Origin of the sequence: Pueribacillus theae (assembly GCF_003097615.1) — a bacterium.
GTDB classification, from domain to species: Bacteria; Bacillota; Bacilli; order Bacillales; family UBA6769; genus Pueribacillus; species Pueribacillus theae.
Map to the genome: position 1 here is coordinate 37,189 of NZ_QCZG01000027.1, position 18,471 is coordinate 55,659.

The window sequence follows — 18,471 nt, forward strand, 5'->3', positions numbered from 1 at the left end:
TTAGATCCTCCCTTGTTTATATTTCCTGGCCTTTTTTACTAGTTTCATTCGTACCATTGTTACAATTGCTGCAAATAGGACACTTGCAAAGATAAGCAACGTATACAAATCATGTACGAGAAAAATTTCCACAAATAAATAAGCGACAGCAAGCGAAAAGACAGGCGAGACTACCCACACCGTAAATATCTTTTTGATAATGCTTTGCTGAAAAATTTCCGCGCCTTTTTTTGAGGCACCGATGCCTAAAATTCCTGAAGTTGTAACCTGGGTCATTGGAACAGGGATGCCGTAAATCGATGCGGCCATGACGAGCATGGCGCTCGTTCCAGAGACTGTGACCCCTTGAGCTAAGGTTAAATCCGTAATTTTCTTGCCGTTTGTTTCCATGACCTTTCCGCCCAGCAACATCGCGCCCAATCCGACAAAGAAACCGCCGAGCACCATGCCCCCTCCGACTGAAATAAGTCCTGCCCCAACAAGAGGGCCAACCGCATTGGCGGCATTATTCATCCCAGCAGAAAAGGCTTCTAAAAATCCAGCAACAATAACAAAGAATACTAGGATTCTATGATATTTTTTACTCTTAAAAGTTGAAAATCGCTTTTTCCATTTTTCCAGACCTTTTCCGAAGAAAAATGCGAGAAAAAAAGCAAAAATCGGAATCGCGATCCACCAAAGGACAATGATCACAACATTCTCAACATGAAACGTACCATAGGCGATTCCGACACCGATTACCGAGCCAACTGTTACTTCGCTCGTTGAAAGCGGAATGCCAAGCACGTTCGCGATAAACAGCGTAACCGCAGCGCTTGAAAGGATAATGATCGCCAGTTTTACTGTGATGATCGAGGACGGGATAAGTCCTGAACCGATCGTTTTTATCACTTCACCCCCGCCAAGAGACGCCCCGGCGAAAATGCCTGCCGCACTCAACAAAAGCGCTGCTTTTCTCCGCTTGATTGCCCCGGATCCGTAAGCGATTGACATGGAAGCCGCCGCTCCGCTTGCGCCTATGTTCATCGCAAAAAATAAAGCAACCGTAAAAGCGATTAGCATGAACATGTTTTTATCACAAACTCTCTTCAATCAAATTCGCCTTGATGTAAAACCTATGGCATTCGCCGGAGGTTTTCACTAGATTCAGATGAAGTTTGAACCCGTACTGAATGATTTGCCTGTTTGCATGTTGTATCGCCGCTTGCAGAAGCCAGGGATTTTAGCTGATTGAAGTTAAATAGAATGTAAGCCGCATTCTGTTTTTCCGGTATTGGCCCAGCGCCCTGATCTTGTATCGTATGGATCTGTTGCAGGAAGTGTGCATTTTTCACATCCGATGCTCGGATAGCCATGATCATGAAGGACGTTGTAATCCAAGTTGTGCAGCGTAATGTACATCCAGACATCTTTCCATGTCCAATGAATAAGCGGGCAGATTTTAATGGATTGAAATTTGTTGTCTTTATTTAAATAATTTGTATTTTTCCTGGAATCGGATTGTTCTCTTCGCAAACCGGAAATCCAAGCTGGCGTTCCGGTGAGTGATTCGGTTAATGGTTCGACCTTCCGAATATGGCAGCATTGATTCGGGTCGCGCTCCCATAATTTTTCGCCGTAATCCTTTTCTTGTTCCAAAAGGGTTAGCCTAGGTTTCTTCATATCGATTTGAAGTTCTGGATATCGCTTTTTCACTTTTGAAATTAAGTCATACGTCTCTTTGAAATGAAGGTTCGTATCTAAAAAGAGGACCTTGGCATTTTTTTTGACTTTGTTTATCAGATCAAGCAATACGATCCCTTCCGCCCCGAAGCTGCATGCATAGACAACGCGATCCCCGTATTCACGATAGGCCCATTTCAACACATCCAAGCTATCTTTAAAATCTGCTTCAATCCTTTGCGCCTTTTCATCATGCCAGGTAGTATATGTTAATTCTTCCTCCATCTAAATCCCCTTCCGCCGAGTGATGTATGAACAAAAATAGGCGGCTTTCCCCCATAACATTCATGGGGAAAGCCGCCTCTAGTTTGTCTAGTCAGCGCTATTTTAGTCTTACTTTTTCATTTTTTTCCAATTGAATGACTTTTCCATCTTGGACAACAATTGTAATGGAACCGTAGGATAAAGTTTTTAACATGTTTAAAATTTCTTTGGAAAGTTGGTCAAAATTTTCCAATTTATCCTTCACCTGCAGCCTCCTTGTAAATTTTATAGTTATCATATAAATTTACTATGTTTTAAATATTGTTATTATTTTATCCACCTTTCCCCAAATTGTCAAGAAGGGGTCAACATTTAGTTATGAAAGTCAAGTCCAGACTTTACTTCGTCTACATAACCGGCTCGAATAACAAAATCACCGAAGTGTTCATCTTGCTCTCTTTCTTTTGCGTAGTGAAAAAGAATCGGCTTTAATGTTTCCAAAATTTCCGTTTCCCCGATATTCTCTTTGTATAGCTTATTTAGCCTTTCCCCTGCAAAACCGCCTCCCATGTATACGTTATATTTGCCAGGCGCTTTCCCGACGAACGCAATTTCAGCTAATGCCGGGCGGGAGCAGCCGTTTGGGCAGCCAGACATCCGAATCGTAATTTCTTCATCACGTAAACCCGCTTCATCCAAAACCAATTCCAACTTCGTTAGCAATGTGGGAAGGTAACGTTCCGATTCAGCCATAGCGAGCCCGCATGTCGGAAGGGCGACACATGCCATGGAATTTCTTCTTAGTGCGGAGTTATATGTTCCATCTGAAAGATTGTATTTTTCAATCAATTGATCAATTTGATGCTTATCTTCCTCCGCCACATTACCGATAATGACATTTTGGTTCGGGGTAAGCCGGAAATCTCCATGATGAATGTTGGCAATTTCGCGCAGGCCAGTCATTAACAGATACTCTTCATCGTCTTTAATGCGTCCATTTTGAATAAATAATGTCAAATGCCATTTCCCATTGCTCCCTTTCGCCCAACCGTATCGATCACTATTATGCTCGAAATGATAGGAATGTGCCTGTTCAAGGCGCCATCCAAGCCTATCGTGAAGCTCGCCAATCAACCAATCCAAGCCCCGGGCGTCAATTGTGTATTTAAAGCGGGCGTTCTTTCTAACGGAACGATTGCCATAATCCCGTTGGATCATAACAATTTTCTCGGCAACATCGATCACTTCATCAGGCTTGCAAAAACCGATAACACGGCCAACTTGTGGGTAAGTCGCCGGGTCGCCGTGTGTCATTCCCATGCCTCCCCCGACAACGACGTTAAATCCTTGCAGCTTGCCTTCTTCCACGATAGCGATAAAGCCTAAATCCTGTGAAAAAACGTCAACGTCGTTCGAAGGCGGGACGGCGATGCCAATTTTAAACTTCCGCGGCAAGTAGACCGGACCATAAATGGGTTCAGTTTCTTTTGTTGATTCTCTGCTATCTACCATTTTTTCGCCATCAAGCCAAATTTCGTGATAAGCAGCCGTTCTTGGCGAAAGATGTTCACTAAGTTTTGCCGCCCACTCATAAACTTCCGAATGAATATCAGATTGATAAGGATTCGGATTGCACATCACATTCCGGTTCACATCACCGCAGGCGGCAAGGGTTGTCAACAGCGTTTCATTAATGTCTTTTATTGCTTTTTTCATATTCCATTTTAAAATCCCGTGCAGCTGAAACGATTGCCTTGTCGTCAAGCGGATCGAGCCATTTCCGTACTTTCGCGCAATATCGTCAATGGCAAGCCATTGCTCCGGGGTTGTCACTCCTCCCGGGGCTCGCACCCGAACCATGAACTGGTAAGCAGGTTCGAGCTTCTGCCTTTGGCGTTCATTTCTCAGATCGCGATCATCTTGCAAATAGCTGCCGTGGAATTTCATTAATCGGTTGTCATCATCCGGAATACCGGCACTGATCTGCTCTTCCATCGTTTCTTTTAGCGTCCCGCGCAAATAATTACTTTCGCGTTTAATTCTCTCAACATCGCTTGGCGGGCCATCCTGTAATGGAGCAACTTTGCCTTCACTCATTTTTCGTTCCCCTTTCCCCATCATTTTATTTTCTAATACACATCGCGTTGATATCTGTTTTGTCTTTGCATTTCGATGAGGTAGCCCTCAGCTTCCTCCTTGCTCATATGGCCCTCAGTTTTTAGAATGGTCTCCAATGTGTGATGGACATCTTTTGCCATATGTTTCTCATCGCCGCAAACGTAGATCGCTGCGCCTTCCTCCAACCATGTAAAAAGATCCTTGCTTTTCTCAAGCATGCGGTGCTGGACATAAATTTTCTCAGCCGTATCGCGGGAAAAAGCAACATCCATTCGGGTCAGAACCCCGTCCTTCAGCCAACGCTGCCATTCTATCTGATAAAGAAAATCCGTCACGTAATGTTGATCGCCGAAAAACAGCCATGTCTTCCCGGTCGCTCCAATTTCTTCCCTCTCTTCCAGAAAAGAACGAAATGGAGCGATGCCTGTGCCAGGCCCGATCATAATAATCGGCCGATCCGGTTCAGGCGGCAATTTAAAATTCGGATTGCGGTGAAGATAGACGGGCAGCGTATCCCCCGGCTGCACACGCTCGGCGCATTGGATGGAGCAGACGCCGGCTCGCGCACGGCCATGGGTATGATAACGGACAGTTCCGATGGTAAGATGCACTTCATCTGGATTCGCAAGGTAACTGCTTGCAATCGAGTAAAGGCGTGCAGGCATTTTCCTGAGCATCGGTATGAATTCGCGAGCCGGAACAGTTGAAAGAGAGAAGTCTTTCACGAAATCAAGCAGATCCCTGCCATTCAGATAATTTTTAAGCGCTTGTTCTCTTTCTGGCTCCATCAAATCCTTTAATTTTTCATTTGGAAAAAGCTGAACCGCTTGCTTCAATAAAGGCTTTGTCAACACAGTAATCTCAAAATGATTGCGCAATGCTTCCTGAAGCGTTCGCTCCTCTCCTTGCTTGTTTATCGGAACAAGCTCTTCAGGGTCCCAGCCCATCTCATCAATAAGAGTGTCCACAAGCGCCGGATCGTTTTCCGGATAGATGCCTAAGCTGTCGCCTGGTTCAAATTGAAAATTTGAGCCTTCAAGCGACAATTCGAGGTGGCGAGTTTCTTTATTCGACCCTCTGCCGTTAAGGTTCAAATTCTCCAACACTTCCGCTTGAAAAGGATTCGTCCTTGAATAAACGGTTTTTGCAGGAGAAGAAAAGACAAGTGTCGCCTCTTTCCTTCCGGCATTGCCGCCGCTCCCTTCACTAAGGGCGCTTAAAACCCCTTCCATCCATTCCTCTGCCGTTTCGTCAAAATCCAGATCACAATCCATTCTCGGCCAAAGGCTTTCTGCTCCCAACTCTTTCAATCTTTCATCGAATTCTTTGCCAGTTTGGCAGAAAAAATCGTAGGAACTGTCTCCTAAAGAAAGCACGGAATACCGTAACTCTTCCAATTTCGGTGCTCTTCTGCTGTTAAGGAACTCGTAGAAAGACAGCGCATTGTCAGGAGGATCTCCCTCCCCGTGGGTGCTGACCACAATAAGTAGATTCTTAACCTTTTTCAATGTATTTGGCTTGAAATCGTTCATAGAAGATAGCGTTACTTGAAAGCCTTTTTCCTTCATTTTTCCTGTTATGCTTTCGGCAAGCTCCTGGCAGTTGCCTGTTTGCGAACCGAAAAGCACGGTCACCTCTTGATTCGAAGCAAGAGCATTTGGGGCAGATGCAACAGCGGGATCCTCAAGGACAATACTTGCAGCCGCTTCACTCCCTGTTCCGGGAATAGCGGAAAGATATCCACTTAACCACACACGCTGGATCTCTGAAAGATTTGGCAATAGCTGATTGAGAAGCTCAACCTGTTCCTTATTAAAAGGACTGTTCATTACTTGAAGTTGCAATTTAATCTCCCTCACCATGAAATTTTTTCATTAAAAAAAGGCAGCTTTAACCAATCATTGATTAAAACCGCCTCTAGTTTGTCTAGTCAGCGAATAAATAAGATTCCCGTTATTTAAGATTACTTAGATTCTATGTCCATTATTCCGATGTGTCAAGTATATTTTAAATAATTTCTATAAGGTATTCGGATTATTGTGTAGCAAACCTGTTTTTAAAGTTTTATGTTTACATAACACTAAATCGGATAATCGTGTGGAATGCCAGAAAATATGTAAAAAACGAATGGCTGTAAAAAATGTTTGTCAGCCTTTTCGTCTTAATTTATAATGATGGTGTAAAATAAGTTTTACATCATTTTAAATTTGAAGGTGTCGTTCGTATGCGAAATAGAATAAAGGAATACCGAGAAAAGAAAGGTATTTCCCAAGGGGAATTAGCTGATTTATGTAATGTAAGTAGGCAAACTATTAATGCGATTGAAAATAACAAATATGACCCAAGTTTACAATTAGCTTTTAATCTTTCGAAGACTTTAGGCGTTAAGATTGATAATTTATTTTTGAGTGGGGAGGAGATTTAAAATGAGTACTCGAAAAATAGGTGCAATTATAATTGGAGCTGCCACTCTAATTGTGATCGGCTATTCAATTTTTAAAATTATTACTGGAAAAGAAGTTGGATTCAATGAAGTTATTGTAATTGGGACGTTATTGATGATGTTTTTCTCTGCCATTACGTGGGGAAATAAGGAAGAAAAAGACGGAATATTACTCGAAGAAGAGCTTGGACAAAGAATTACGGAAGAAAGCTCGAAAATCAGTTACTTCATTCTATTATTCTTTATTTTGGCAGCAGTGGCTGCTGACAAATTAATAAACGGTACAATCAATGTTTTTCTATTAGGTATATTAGGTTTAGCGATGATAATATTGCCTTTTGTGGAATTTTTGGTCGCTAAAAAGTATCAGTAAATATATATGAATTATTTTGTTGGCATTTACTCCAGTGTCATATGGAAATCTTTTTTTGCGCGATTCACGCCCGTTTAAATGGAGGGTATTCACCCGTGATTGCAATAAGAACCGTCGGCTCTCCTTTTTCTAAGGGGGCTTTTTTAGCAGTTGCGTCTGCATTCGCCACATCCGTATTTTTTGTTTTTCAAAAACCCACTGTTCAATTGCTACAAACACAAAAAGAGTGTGCACACTTCATTAAGGTACACACACTCTGTTGATTATTTTTTAGCATTCTTGGCCAATTCTTTACACACAGATCAAAATGATTGGAGAGAATACAATTGGAAGGAAAACATAGAGGTTTAAAAAGGCATAAAGTGTTGCAGCCATTGTCTCGGCACCATATGATCGGTCTTCACACAGGTTTAAAATTAAGGAGAGCAGGCACTGAGGAAAGCAGGCTTATATTGGAGGAAATTATAAACGATTTGCGCGAATTCTGGATTCCAGAAGGTCAACAGCATTTCCGTGAAGAGGAAGAAATCCTGCTACCTGCTTTTGCTCAATATGCTTCCATTGATCGTCAGGAAATTAAAGAGATGCTTCTTGAACATGTACAAATTCGCTCATTCATTGACACCCTTCTTCGATCCAAAGAACATGATCTGCCAGTGATGCATGAATTAGGCTTGCTTCTTGAGACTCATATTCGAAAAGAAGAACGGGTTATTTTCCCCATGATCGAAAAAGCGTTGCCTGAAGAACGCCTTCAAGAACTAGCACCCTATTTTCACTAAAACTTTTTATTTACATTTATAGCATTCTACCTTTACAAGAGCTTTTATTTTCGCATTTCCCTTCCCATCCAGGCAGCGCTTGGATGGGAAGGCACGTTTATCGAATCATTTGCTTAACAAGTTCTTTGTTTCGCTTTTTAAAGATGTCATTATGAGAAGAGACCATAGCGATTTTATTCGCATCAGGCTGGATGAACTGCTTTGCTTTATTCACAGCATTTGCAGCATCTTGGAAAGCACCCGCAATTAAATTTACCTTCCCTTCATACTGTAAAATATCCCCAGCAGCGTAAAGACCATCAATGGAAGATTCATTCATTGAATTCCCGGCAATATAGTATTCATTTATCCTTGCAATGTCTAATTCACTGTTTTCAAGTAATGATGTATCCCGTTCATAGCCGTGATTAATAATCACCTCATCAATAGGTAAAAGAGATGTCTCGCCTGTTTCATGATTTGTCAGTTCAACCCGTTCAATCACCTCATGATTCTTACAAGCGATTCAATAACCTTTTTCTTCACTTCCCTCAGCCCGCGATAAAAAGTGGGGTAAACCCCTTCCAGCCCCCCTCCGATTATAGTCACGTCAAACCTTTTGCCCAATTCCCTTCACTCCTTGTATATTTATTGTTTTTGATTATCATTCTCAATTAAGTGTTGACAGTAACTGAGATGGCAATTATAGTAATCAATATAAAGAAAGTGATAATCATTCTCAATTGCTTATTTAATTTTAACAAACTGGGGTGAACAAATGGCTCGTTTATATACAAGCAACGTCAGCATTGGCTACGGGGAACGACTCATTGTGAAAGATCTTAGTGTGGAAATTCCTGACAAAAAGATCACGACAATTATCGGTCCGAATGGCTGTGGCAAGTCGACGCTATTGAAAGCCACCACTCGTATTATTCCGCATCAATCTGGCTCGGTCATATTAGACGGGGAAAATATTTCAAAAGAAAACACAAAGAAACTCGCTAAAAAAATGGCGATTCTTCCACAAACACCAGAAGGCGCCGGCGGGCTAACCGTTGGTGAACTCGTATCCTACGGCCGCTTTCCCTATCAAAAGGGCTTTGGACGTTTAACAAAACAGGATATTGAAGTCATTGATTGGGCGCTCGAAGTCACTGGAATAAAAGATTTTAAGTTTCGGCCTGTCGACGCCTTATCAGGTGGACAACGTCAACGTGTCTGGATTGCGATGGCGCTTGCACAAGAAACGGAGATTATCTTTCTCGATGAACCGACAACCTACTTAGATATGGCGCATCAACTTGAGGTGTTAGAGCTTCTACAAAAATTAAATGCGGAACAGGGGCGTACCATTGTCATGGTTCTCCATGATTTAAACCAAGCCGCTCGTTTTGCTGACTACATTATCGCGTTAAAGGATGGCGAAATCGTAAAAGCCGGAAGCTGTGAAGAAGTAATGACCCCAAGTGTGCTCAGAAAAGTTTTTCAAATTGATGCCGAAATCGGACGTGATCCTCGCACAAACAAACCAATGTGCATCACGTACAATTTAATAAAAGGAGAAGAAAGAAATGAAGAAGCTAGCATTCCTGCCCCTATTGCTGCTTACGCTAATTCTTAGTGCATGCAACTCTAACGATACAACAAAGAAAGAGGACACCTCCACTACAAATGACAAGAAACAAGAAACCATTACATACGAATCTGAAGATGGGCCAATTGAAGTACCTGCAGACCCACAAAGAGTCATTTTGCTTTCCGGCTTTACAGGTAATGTACTCGAATTAGGTGTAAATGTTGTCGGTGTCGATGTCTGGTCTAAAACGAATCCAACTTTCGAGGAGGAATTAAAAGACGTCGAAGAAGTATCTGACGAAAGTTTGGAGAAAATCATCGAATTAGAGCCCGATCTCATTATCGGATTATCCACGATTAAGAACATCGATAAATTAAAAGAAATTGCACCTACTATAACGTATACATGGGGGAAAGTTGACTACTTAACCCAGCATTTAGAAATCGGCAAGCTTTTAAACAAAGAGAAAGAAGCCCAAGCTTGGGTTGACGATTTCCGCAGCCGTGCGGAAGCACTCGGTGAAGAAGTACGCGCTAAAATTGGCGAAGATGCAACGGTATCTGTGATAGAAAGCCATGATAAGGAACTCTACGTTTTCGGTGACAACTGGGCACGTGGAACAGAAATCCTCTATCAAGCGATGAAATTGAAAATGCCTGAAAAGGTAAAAGAAATGGCGTTGAAAGACGGCTATTACACAATATCCGCGGAACTCATTCCGGAATATGCTGGAGACTATATGATCCTTAGTAAGTACTCAGATGCCGACACTTCATTCCAAGAAACCGAAGCGTATAAAAACATTCCTGCCGTTAAAAATAACCACGTTTTTGAACTCAATGGGAACGGTGCTTCCTTCACTGATCCCGTGACATTGGAAAAGCAATTAGCATTTTTTAAAGAATCGTTTTTAGGAAACTAATTCACCAAATGGGGTTTTTCCCATTTCTCCGTTAAAGAAAAGATGAAAGACTGATAGCGATGAAAAAAGACACAAAGCGCACCCTTCCATTTTTATTAAAATTTATCGTAGGCATCCTGATATTAATTAGCATGTTTGTCATTTCCATCGTTTTTGGGGCAGCAGACATTGCGATGAAAGATGTCTGGCTAGCCTTTACGTCCCAAGTAAAGAGTGAACAAATTTCGATCATCCGTGAAATTCGCTTACCTCGTGAAATCGCGGGAATCTTTGTAGGCGCTGCACTTGCTGTATCTGGTGCCATTATGCAAGGTATGACTCGGAATCCGCTTGCCGACCCTGGATTGCTCGGATTAACGGCTGGTGCAAAGGCTGCACTGGCGATTGCGATTGTTTTCTTTCCTTCAGCAAATTACTTCGGTACTATGATCGCTTGCTTTATCGGAGCAGCTGCTGGAGCAATTTTGGTTTTTAGTATTGGCGCCTTGAAAAAAGGCGGATTTTCCCCTCTTCGAATCGTATTAGCCGGAGCAGCCGTTTCCGCATTTCTTTTCGCCGTTTCAGAAGGGGTCGGCATTTATTTCAAAGTTTCTAAAGAGGTGTCCATGTGGACAGCAGGAGGATTAATCGGTGTTTCGTGGAAACAACTTCAAGTGATTGTGCCCTTTATTTTGGCAGGCATTCTCATTTCCCTCTTTCTCTCAAGACAACTTACAATTCTTAGTTTAAGTGAAGAGGTGGCAGTTGGTTTAGGCCAAAAATCAACACAAATCAAGATCCTCCTATTTATAATCACCACATTGCTTGCAGGTGCTTCTGTTGCCATCGTTGGAAATATGGTTTTTATCGGATTGATGATCCCCCACATCGTTCGGGCTATTGTCGGAACAGATTACCGGTTCATTATCCCGATGTCAGCCGTGTTAGGCGCTGCTTTTATGCTTTTAGCTGATACATTTGGCCGTACACTCAATGTGCCGTATGAAACACCTGTCGTAGCCATCATTGCGGTGATGGGGCTGCCTTTCTTCCTCATTATCGTCCGTAAAGGAGGCGAGGCGTTCTCATGATCCAGCAAGCTTTAATCAGAAAACAGCGCATTATTTTATCCCTCTTGTTCACGCTTATTTTCGTAACCATCGTTATCGGGACAGGGCTGGGGCACTCCTCCCTCTCTTATGACAGACTTATTCCAACCCTTCTTGGGCAGGGAACATTTAAAGAAGAATTTGTCCTATTTTCTGTTCGCTTACCCCGAATCATCATTACATTGCTAGCAGGCATGGCACTTGCATTATCCGGCGCAATTTTACAAGGCATCACACGAAATGACTTAGCTGATCCCGGCATTATCGGCATTAACAACGGGGCAGGCGTTGCTGTTGCCCTTTTCTTTTTGTATTTTCCGATAGAAGCTGGTTCGTTTATTTATTTGCTTCCTCTTGTTGCCTTTATCGGCGGTTTACTAACCGTATGCTTAATCTATCTGTTTTCATATCATAAAAAACAAGGCCTACAGCCTGTAAGATTAGTGCTCATTGGGATTGGGTTTTCATTTGCGTTAGCCGGGGTTATGATTGTCCTTATTTCATCCGCCGAACGTGAAAAAGTAGACTTTATCGCAAAATGGTTAGCCGGAAGTATTTGGGGCACAGATTGGCCCTTCATTTGGGCGCTGCTTCCATGGTTAGTGCTGCTTATTCCATTTACGCTATATAAAGCACATCGCATAAACCTCCTCGGGCTTAGTGAACCTGTAGCCATTGGTGTTGGTGTATCGCTTGAAAGGGAGCGTATTGTCCTGCTTTTTACAGCGGTCGCACTCGCCGCTTCAGCGGTTTCTGTCACTGGCGGCATTGCCTTTGTCGGACTAATGGCTCCTCATATGGCAAAGGCTTTAGTGGGGCCTAGAAACCAGCTATTTATCCCGATCGCTATTTTAATTGGCGGATTCCTCTTATTGCTTGCGGATACGGTTGGACGTAATCTGGTCGATCCAGACGGTATTCCGGCAGGTATTATGGTGGCATTAATCGGCGGGCCCTATTTTATGTATTTGTTATTGAAAAAATAAAATGGTTTAAAAAGCGAGGGTGCAGCACCCCCGCTTTTTGATTGTGACCGAAAAATAAAATCCAGCGACAGTTAAAGGATAGATAAGCAACCGAGGCACCAAACTGTTCTTAAATTAATTGTGAAATTTAGGGAGGAATTTGTCATTTAGTGTTGAATCATTGATTTTATAGGCCTAGTAACCTGGGATGAAAATATCAAAATAACGTTCCCTCTTCCCCTTTTTGACATCATCCCCATTCACAATCCTCTAGTCAAAACTTTCCTTTTTAAAAAAATAAGAAAGAGGACGCGTAAGCGTTTTTCTTAAGATAGAAAGCATAATTTTTCTCTTTCGCAAATTTAAACGTATGAAAATAGTCTTCTAACCGCCCCCGCTAATACGGGATAAAATACTAGCTGACCCTAACCTCGAAATGTTGTATAAAGAATTAAAAGACTCATCAAAGGAAAACTGACAAAAAGGCATTCGCTTTTTCGTAAACGGATTAAATAACTAACTGTAAAAAAAAATAACATTTTTATAGAAAATCGAGAAAAATTTTTAAAATTAATGCAAAATTTAAGAAGGAATTTGTCAATTGGTGTAGAATAATCGGATTTATAGGTCCTAATAACCTAGGATGAAAATACCATAATAACCTTTTCTCTTCCTCTTTTTGACACATTCCTCATTCACAATCCTCTAGTCAAAACTTCCCTTTTTTAAATTAAACGTTTGAAAGGATGAATAAAATGGAGCAAAAACTCGATTTAATGACGCCTGATGTCATATCCCAATTCCTGGTCGGATGGGATCGCCTGAATCCGAGGTAGAAAAACATACCGCCTATAAGAAGAAAAGTTAAACCAAGTATGCCTCCCGTCATATACAAAGCTTCCAAGGTGATTCCTCCCCCATTAGATGAAACATTAATGATTGGATTCATTAAAATAATCAATCGGAACAAACAGACCTACTTTTCCATATTCTTCATGATCTAATGTCGCAAAGACAATCCCAATCACCTGGCCGTTTTGATTAATAATTGGACTTCCGCTATTCCCTCGATAAATCGGAGCCTTAACCATCATGACTTCTTTTTCCCAATTCTCCAATTTTATATAATCAATGATTGTCCCCTCGTTAGCAATCCCTTGAAATTGAAGTGGATTTCCAATAACTTGAATGGGTTCATTGGAAACAAATTTTGTTCGTTCTGCCAGATGTAAATATGGTAAATTTTCACCCTTTGTTTCTAAAACAGCCAGATCAATCGATGGATCTGTCATAACAACCTCTGCAGTAAATAACCCATCATTAGGAAACGAAACGGTAACAGTCTCCTTTCCATCAATAACATGATCGTTTGTTAAGATCGTTCCATCACTCGATATCGAGAAGCCTGTCCCTCTGCTATCTTCCGTCGCGATCACAACAACTGCTTTTTTATATTCTTTTATGTCGTCTTGAGTTGATAATTTAGCAGAGGTTATGAGAAAATCTATCGCTGGAATTGAAAATGTTTGTGGTATGAGGGCAATTGCATTGAAAACCATTGCCATGGCAATCAGCCAAAATACCCATTTAGGGAATGGGCGTTTTGCTTTTGAACTCGACTTCCTTTGTTGTTCTTTAGCCGAGATTTCCTTTTGCGCTTCTAGAACAAGGTCATGCATCTGTTCATCGTCGAGATCTTCGAATAAATCCTCGTCAAACTTGTTTCGGTCTTTGCTCCCCATGCAACCACCACTGTTCGCTTAAAATTTTTAACTCCCAACGGATCGCGCCTATTCGTCATTTTAACATAAAAGACCCACAGTCTGGTTTAGACTTGTGAGCCTTGCATGAAAGTCATGCTCCCTCCATTGCGGTATTTCCGATTGATTTTTGTTTTATGTTTACGGATTTTCTTGGTAGGGCTAAATCTTTCGGGGCTAGAAGAAAAAGTAGAAGTTATCAAAAATACAATGGCAACCAAAGATGGTGTTTCCAACATGCCAGCAATGAAATTAGCCGTTTTTGAAATATCAGATACAGTCAAGCGTTTTGAAAATACGCAAGAAAAACATGAACGTACTCTTGATGTTTTATCAAGAAGGTCGATAGATCAAGAAGCTAACATTTTTAAGAAATTTAGAAGGAATTTGTCAATTGGTGTTGAATAATCGAATTTATAGGTCTATTAACCTAGGTTAAATATACCAGAACAACCTTCATTTTCTCTTCCAAAACATAATCCTCATCCACAATCCTCTATACCCAAACATTCTTTTTTTAAAGATAAAACGCATAATTTTTCGTTTCAGTTTTGGATTTAATTTCTCTTGATGTGCTTTAAATAAATCTTCATCAATCATGTTTTGGTCTTTACTGCATTCAATTCTAATACAGCAGAAAAACTCCAGCAATGAAGGGGCATCACTAGAGTTTATCTTCTTTTCCATTATAGGGCTTCTTTAATAACTTTTTTGGAGTAAAGAACGGACAGGATGCCAAAGATCGAATATAAGGCAGTGTACAGTACCATAACAGCAATCATCGGCGTCCATAATTCGGTTCCGAAAAAGAACCATCCTGATTTGACGGCAAAATAGCTATGGAACAACCCGACAACGAGCGGAATTCCAAAATTAAAAAGTTGTTTCAACTGAATCCCCTTCAATAAATCATTTTGTGTAAATCCGAGTTTTCGTAAAATCGTGTAATTTCTCTTCTCATCTTCACCTTCATCCATTTGCTTAAAATAGAGTATGCAGCCCGACGTGATCAGGAAGGTTAACCCTAAAAAGCCGACGATAAACATCCCGAGACCACTCACTTGTTTCTGGATGTTCGCCATTTCGAAACGAGATAAAGCTGTGTCGTTTTCGCTTAATTTTAAGTTCTGAAAAACAGCATTCGCGCTTTTAATATTTTTCTTATCCTCTATATCAATCCCAATATATACGGAGGATTCCAGTTGAAGTTCTGGATTAATTTGAATTTCTGGATTAATGTCTTTCTTCAAACGTTCAAAAACAGCCTCATCTACAATGGCAACAGGCAGGCCGCCACTGGTGAAATTGTATGAAAGAATGTGGTCATCCTGAAGCCCAATGAATGTTTGAGGAATGCTTTTCGTTTTTCCCATCAATTCAATCTCTCCGGAATCCTTCAGGGTCAGCATTTTGCTCAACACCTTAGCATACCCTGTGAAGATTGTTTCATCTGGTGATACATTAATATCTTTCAAACCTTTATCACTTACAACAGAAAGGGTCATCATCTTGGGATCGAATTCCTTTTCTTTTAATTTCGTTTCCATAATATCCTCGAGATTTACATCAACCTGAATAACCTCATGCTTTGTTTCATGAAATGCAATTCCTTCCTCTTTCAAGGCAAGCTTAAGCTGCTCGGCACTTTCAACGCTTGAAAGTGAAAAATCAGCCGGTACACTCGTTTCAGCTTCCTTCTCGGCAGAGTAATAGGAAATATAGCTTAGCGACAACAGGCCAATGGCAAGAGCAGATACGGTCGTGATGATCGTTAACAAAAAGGCATTCGATTTCATACGAAACATAATCGACGATAAGGACAACACCTCATTAATATTCAAATAGCCGTCCCTGTTTTTTCGAATCACATTGGTGATAAACCGGACTGAACCTTTGTAAAAGAAATACGTTCCAATGATGACCGAGCCAAGAATAAAAATCATCGCCATAAATAGCTCAGTCATCGTGGTAAAATCACCGCCGAATAGTTTTGAAGATACATAGTAGCCTATCATGATCAAGGCAATGCCAAGAATCCCCATCATGATTTCAAAGACAGTAATTTTCTTAACCTTGCCTTCCGCAGTCGAAATAACACGGAATAGGGATAAAATGCTTTGGTTTTTAATGAAAATAACATTCATCACCATAATCAAAACATAAATGGCCCCAAACACGAGCAACGTTTGAACAAACGCTTCGGTCGAAAAGTGAAGCGTTGTGTTTATTTCCACGCCCGTTACTTTAAATAAAATCATCTTAATTAATTTGGAACTGGCAAATCCGATAAAAATTCCAATCAATAAAGACCCGAAATAGAGCAGGAAATTTTCCGTGGTCAGAAGACGGAAGATTTTACTTTTTGTCATGCCGATTAATTGGAATAAACCAATTTCCTTGCTTCTTCTTTTGATAAAAAGGTTATTCGCATACAATAGAAAAACGGAGACAATGGCAATGAGTAATATAGAAGCTGTTCGAATCCCAGCCGCTCCCTTAACCGATCCTTTTGTTTCATCCATGGAAGGATCAAATTGTAGCGTGACGAACGCGAAGTAGAGGCCCACACTAAAAATTAAGGCAAACACATACAGGTAATAATTTGTCAGGTTCTTTTTCAAATTGCGGAGGATGAGTTGATTAATGCTCATACGACACCCCGCCTAAAACACCTTGCGTTTTCATAATTCCTGTAAAAAAAGCCTGCCTTGTTTCATCACCCTTGTTCAATTGTGTATACATTTGCCCATCTTTTATAAAAATAACACGACTGCAATAGCTGGCTGCAACAGGGTCGTGAGTGACCATTAAAATCGTAGCTTTTCGTTTCTGGTTCAAATCACTAAGTTTGTTTAATAAGTCAGAAGCGGATTTGGAATCAAGCGCCCCTGTCGGTTCATCTGCAAAAATGATGCTTGGTTCATGAATAAAAGCTCTTGCTGCGGAGGTACGCTGTTTTTGTCCGCCAGATATTTCATTTGGATATTTATCTTTCATTTCATAAATGCCGAGTTCCCTTGCCAATGCTTCGAATTTTTCGTTTGCCGCTTTTTTGGGCGTCTTCGTTATCGACAAAGGCAGGAGAATATTTTCCTTTACGGTAAGCGTATCGAGCAGATTATATTCTTGAAAAATAAAGCCTAAATGATTCTTTCGAAATTGAGCCAGCTCCTTCTCTTTCATGTTGGTCATTTCGGTTCCTTCAATTTTGATTGATCCGCTGCTTACCTTGTCAATGGATGAGAGCACGTTAAGCAAGGTGGTTTTTCCCGACCCAGAGGCTCCCATAATGCTGACGAACTCCCCTTTGTCAATACTTAGATCGATCCCCTTTAGCACCTCCTGCCGATTGAATTTATTGCCATAGCTTTTATGAATGTTATTCGCTTCTAAAATTTTCATATCTTGGTGCTCCTTTTTAGTGGTTGATGAATTTAAGTATTAGAAAAACTTGGCTTATCGCCGAGTCTTAATAGCGAAAGCCTTAGTTTTTCTTATACTTTGAACCGATAAAAGAATAAAATGGCTACGAAAGTTATGCTTTCTTAAAGTATAAAAAAGGATGGTGATTTTCTCCTGCCATTGTCCGAACAAATAATAAAAGCATATGACATTTTTGTCACATGCCCGTTATATAGTGAAATTGGTTTCTTTTCGGAAAACGTAAAGTAAAGACTGTCCCTTTGCCAACCTCTGATTGGACAGCAATGTGGATGAATAATGATTCAGCGGCTTTTTTCGCTAAATAAAGCCCCATCCCGGTCGCTTTATTGTCATGATGCTCCGTTGTTGACGTAAAGCCTTTCTCAAAAATACGGGGCAAATCTTTTCGATTAATCCCTCTGCCAAAATCCCGGATTTCTAACTTCACCTGTCCATCTTGCTCATACGTTCGTATTTCAATGTCGGATGCCTGGCTATATTTCACGGCATTCGTTAACAGCTGGCGAAGAATAAAACCCAGCCATTTCCCGTCTGTCAGAACTTCAGTACTTTCGATTTCGACATGAAACCCAATCCCTTTTTGGATGCACCAAAATTTGAGTGTTTTAATCTCTTCAAAAATCAGCGGCCTGAGTGCCACTTTTTCAATATACAAATCATTTTTCATAAAGGGAATACGTTTTTGATGAAGCTGTTGATCAAGCAGCAAATGAACCCGAAGCCATTCATGAGTGAGTTGGGCTTTTAAACTATTATCCTCTAGCCGGTCGATCATTAACTGCATCGCTGTTAACGGTGTTTTCACCTCATGGATCCAGGATAGCAGTTCATCCTTTTCCTGCTCCAAGGTTAGTGACTGGAGGGTTGATGTTTTTTTCAACCATTCGGTTTGGTTTTTCAGCCTTTCCTCAACGATCTGTTCAAAAGGGCTTTCCGCCTCGTTCAAGTTTGTGACATCGAGATTAGCTTCCCATTCTTCAAGACTTTTATAAAATTTCGTTTCCTTATGGTAGCGAATTATAATAAACTCAACTTTCGCACCTAGTAAAAATTAAAATATTCAAGTTCCTGTAAAGTTCATATCCGTTTAAG

17 protein-coding genes and 2 pseudogenes are annotated in these 18,471 nt (G+C 40.9%); 8 read left to right on the forward strand and 11 right to left on the reverse strand.

Features of this window, described 5'->3' with window-relative positions; genetic code table 11:
* The 5 genes from DCC39_RS12735 to DCC39_RS12755 all read right to left on the reverse strand — a co-directional run bounded on the left by DCC39_RS12735 (position 1) and on the right by DCC39_RS12755 (position 5,888).
* Positions 1–1,068 (reverse strand): inorganic phosphate transporter, encoded by a 1,068-nt coding sequence (locus DCC39_RS12735; protein WP_116555283.1) that lies wholly within the window; start codon positions 1,066–1,068, stop codon positions 1–3.
* 168 nt (positions 1,069–1,236) lie between these two features.
* Entirely contained in the window at positions 1,237–1,947 is a 711-nt protein-coding gene (locus tag DCC39_RS12740) for a phosphoadenylyl-sulfate reductase (RefSeq protein ID WP_116555284.1), read from the reverse strand.
* Positions 1,948–2,044: 97 nt separating this feature from the next.
* Positions 2,045–2,179: a YezD family protein gene (locus tag DCC39_RS12745; RefSeq protein WP_240613640.1), complete on the reverse strand. Its 135-nt coding sequence runs from the start codon at positions 2,177–2,179 to the stop codon at positions 2,045–2,047.
* Between the two features lie 119 nt (positions 2,180–2,298).
* Complete coding sequence (gene cysI, locus DCC39_RS12750; protein WP_116555286.1) at positions 2,299–4,023, reverse strand: assimilatory sulfite reductase (NADPH) hemoprotein subunit; 1,725 nt, start codon at positions 4,021–4,023, stop codon at positions 2,299–2,301.
* A gap of 32 nt (positions 4,024–4,055) precedes the next feature.
* Positions 4,056–5,888, reverse strand: coding sequence for an assimilatory sulfite reductase (NADPH) flavoprotein subunit (locus DCC39_RS12755; RefSeq protein ID WP_116555287.1), 1,833 nt, complete (start codon positions 5,886–5,888; stop codon positions 4,056–4,058).
* Positions 5,889–6,268: 380 nt separating this feature from the next.
* Here DCC39_RS12755 and DCC39_RS12760 point away from each other — a divergent pair, with 380 nt between their 5' ends.
* From DCC39_RS12760 to DCC39_RS12770, 3 genes are all read left to right on the forward strand, one after another.
* Positions 6,269–6,469 (forward strand): helix-turn-helix transcriptional regulator, encoded by a 201-nt coding sequence (locus DCC39_RS12760; protein ID WP_116555288.1) that lies wholly within the window; start codon positions 6,269–6,271, stop codon positions 6,467–6,469.
* Between the two features lies 1 nt (position 6,470).
* Positions 6,471–6,860, forward strand: a complete 390-nt coding sequence (locus DCC39_RS12765; RefSeq protein WP_116555289.1) for a hypothetical protein — start codon at positions 6,471–6,473, stop codon at positions 6,858–6,860.
* Between the two features lie 326 nt (positions 6,861–7,186).
* Positions 7,187–7,642 carry a hemerythrin domain-containing protein gene (locus DCC39_RS12770; protein ID WP_240613638.1) on the forward strand — a complete coding sequence of 152 codons (456 nt, stop codon included), beginning with the start codon at positions 7,187–7,189 and terminating at the stop codon, positions 7,640–7,642.
* A 97-nt stretch (positions 7,643–7,739) separates the two neighbouring features.
* On the opposite strand, the pseudogene DCC39_RS12775 reads toward DCC39_RS12770, so the two are convergent.
* A pseudogene (locus DCC39_RS12775) lies at positions 7,740–8,147 on the reverse strand (NAD(P)/FAD-dependent oxidoreductase); the annotation flags it as partial.
* A 252-nt stretch (positions 8,148–8,399) separates the two neighbouring features.
* Between DCC39_RS12775 and DCC39_RS12780 the strand changes: the two are divergent.
* The 4 genes from DCC39_RS12780 to DCC39_RS12795 are packed head-to-tail and all read left to right on the forward strand — an operon-like array spanning position 8,400 to position 12,196.
* Positions 8,400–9,245: an ABC transporter ATP-binding protein gene (locus tag DCC39_RS12780; RefSeq protein ID WP_116555291.1), complete on the forward strand. Its 846-nt coding sequence runs from the start codon at positions 8,400–8,402 to the stop codon at positions 9,243–9,245.
* A complete protein-coding gene (locus DCC39_RS12785; protein WP_116555292.1) occupies positions 9,196–10,122 on the forward strand; it encodes an iron-hydroxamate ABC transporter substrate-binding protein in 927 nt (308 codons plus the stop codon). Before DCC39_RS12780 ends, DCC39_RS12785 begins: the two co-directional genes overlap by 50 nt.
* A 59-nt stretch (positions 10,123–10,181) precedes the next feature.
* Positions 10,182–11,192 carry a FecCD family ABC transporter permease gene (locus tag DCC39_RS12790; RefSeq protein ID WP_116555293.1) on the forward strand — a complete coding sequence of 337 codons (1,011 nt, stop codon included), beginning with the start codon at positions 10,182–10,184 and terminating at the stop codon, positions 11,190–11,192.
* Entirely contained in the window at positions 11,189–12,196 is a 1,008-nt protein-coding gene (locus DCC39_RS12795; protein ID WP_116555294.1) for a FecCD family ABC transporter permease, read from the forward strand. Before DCC39_RS12790 ends, DCC39_RS12795 begins: the two co-directional genes overlap by 4 nt.
* Positions 12,197–13,107: 911 nt before the next feature.
* Here DCC39_RS12795 and DCC39_RS12800 read toward each other — a convergent pair.
* Positions 13,108–13,917, reverse strand: a complete 810-nt coding sequence (locus DCC39_RS12800; protein WP_116555295.1) for a S1C family serine protease — start codon at positions 13,915–13,917, stop codon at positions 13,108–13,110.
* A 141-nt stretch (positions 13,918–14,058) separates the two neighbouring features.
* On the opposite strand from DCC39_RS12800, the gene DCC39_RS12805 reads away from it, so the two are divergent.
* Positions 14,059–14,343: a hypothetical protein gene (locus tag DCC39_RS12805; RefSeq protein WP_133243487.1), complete on the forward strand. Its 285-nt coding sequence runs from the start codon at positions 14,059–14,061 to the stop codon at positions 14,341–14,343.
* A gap of 48 nt (positions 14,344–14,391) precedes the next feature.
* Here DCC39_RS12805 and DCC39_RS12810 read toward each other — a convergent pair whose 3' ends face one another.
* The 4 genes and pseudogenes from DCC39_RS12810 to DCC39_RS12825 form a co-directional block, all read right to left on the reverse strand.
* Positions 14,392–14,622 carry a hypothetical protein gene (locus tag DCC39_RS12810; RefSeq protein WP_116555297.1) on the reverse strand — a complete coding sequence of 77 codons (231 nt, stop codon included), beginning with the start codon at positions 14,620–14,622 and terminating at the stop codon, positions 14,392–14,394.
* Complete coding sequence (locus DCC39_RS12815; RefSeq protein WP_116555298.1) at positions 14,622–16,586, reverse strand: ABC transporter permease; 1,965 nt, start codon at positions 16,584–16,586, stop codon at positions 14,622–14,624. Before DCC39_RS12815 ends, DCC39_RS12810 begins: the two co-directional genes overlap by 1 nt.
* On the reverse strand, positions 16,576–17,337 hold the full coding sequence (locus DCC39_RS12820) for an ABC transporter ATP-binding protein (RefSeq protein ID WP_116555299.1): 762 nt from the start codon (positions 17,335–17,337) through the stop codon (positions 16,576–16,578). The genes DCC39_RS12815 and DCC39_RS12820 overlap by 11 nt, the downstream gene beginning before the upstream one ends.
* Before the next feature lie 217 nt (positions 17,338–17,554).
* Positions 17,555–18,412: pseudogene (locus tag DCC39_RS12825) on the reverse strand (ATP-binding protein); the annotation flags it as partial.
* Positions 18,413–18,471: the final 59 nt, after the last annotated feature.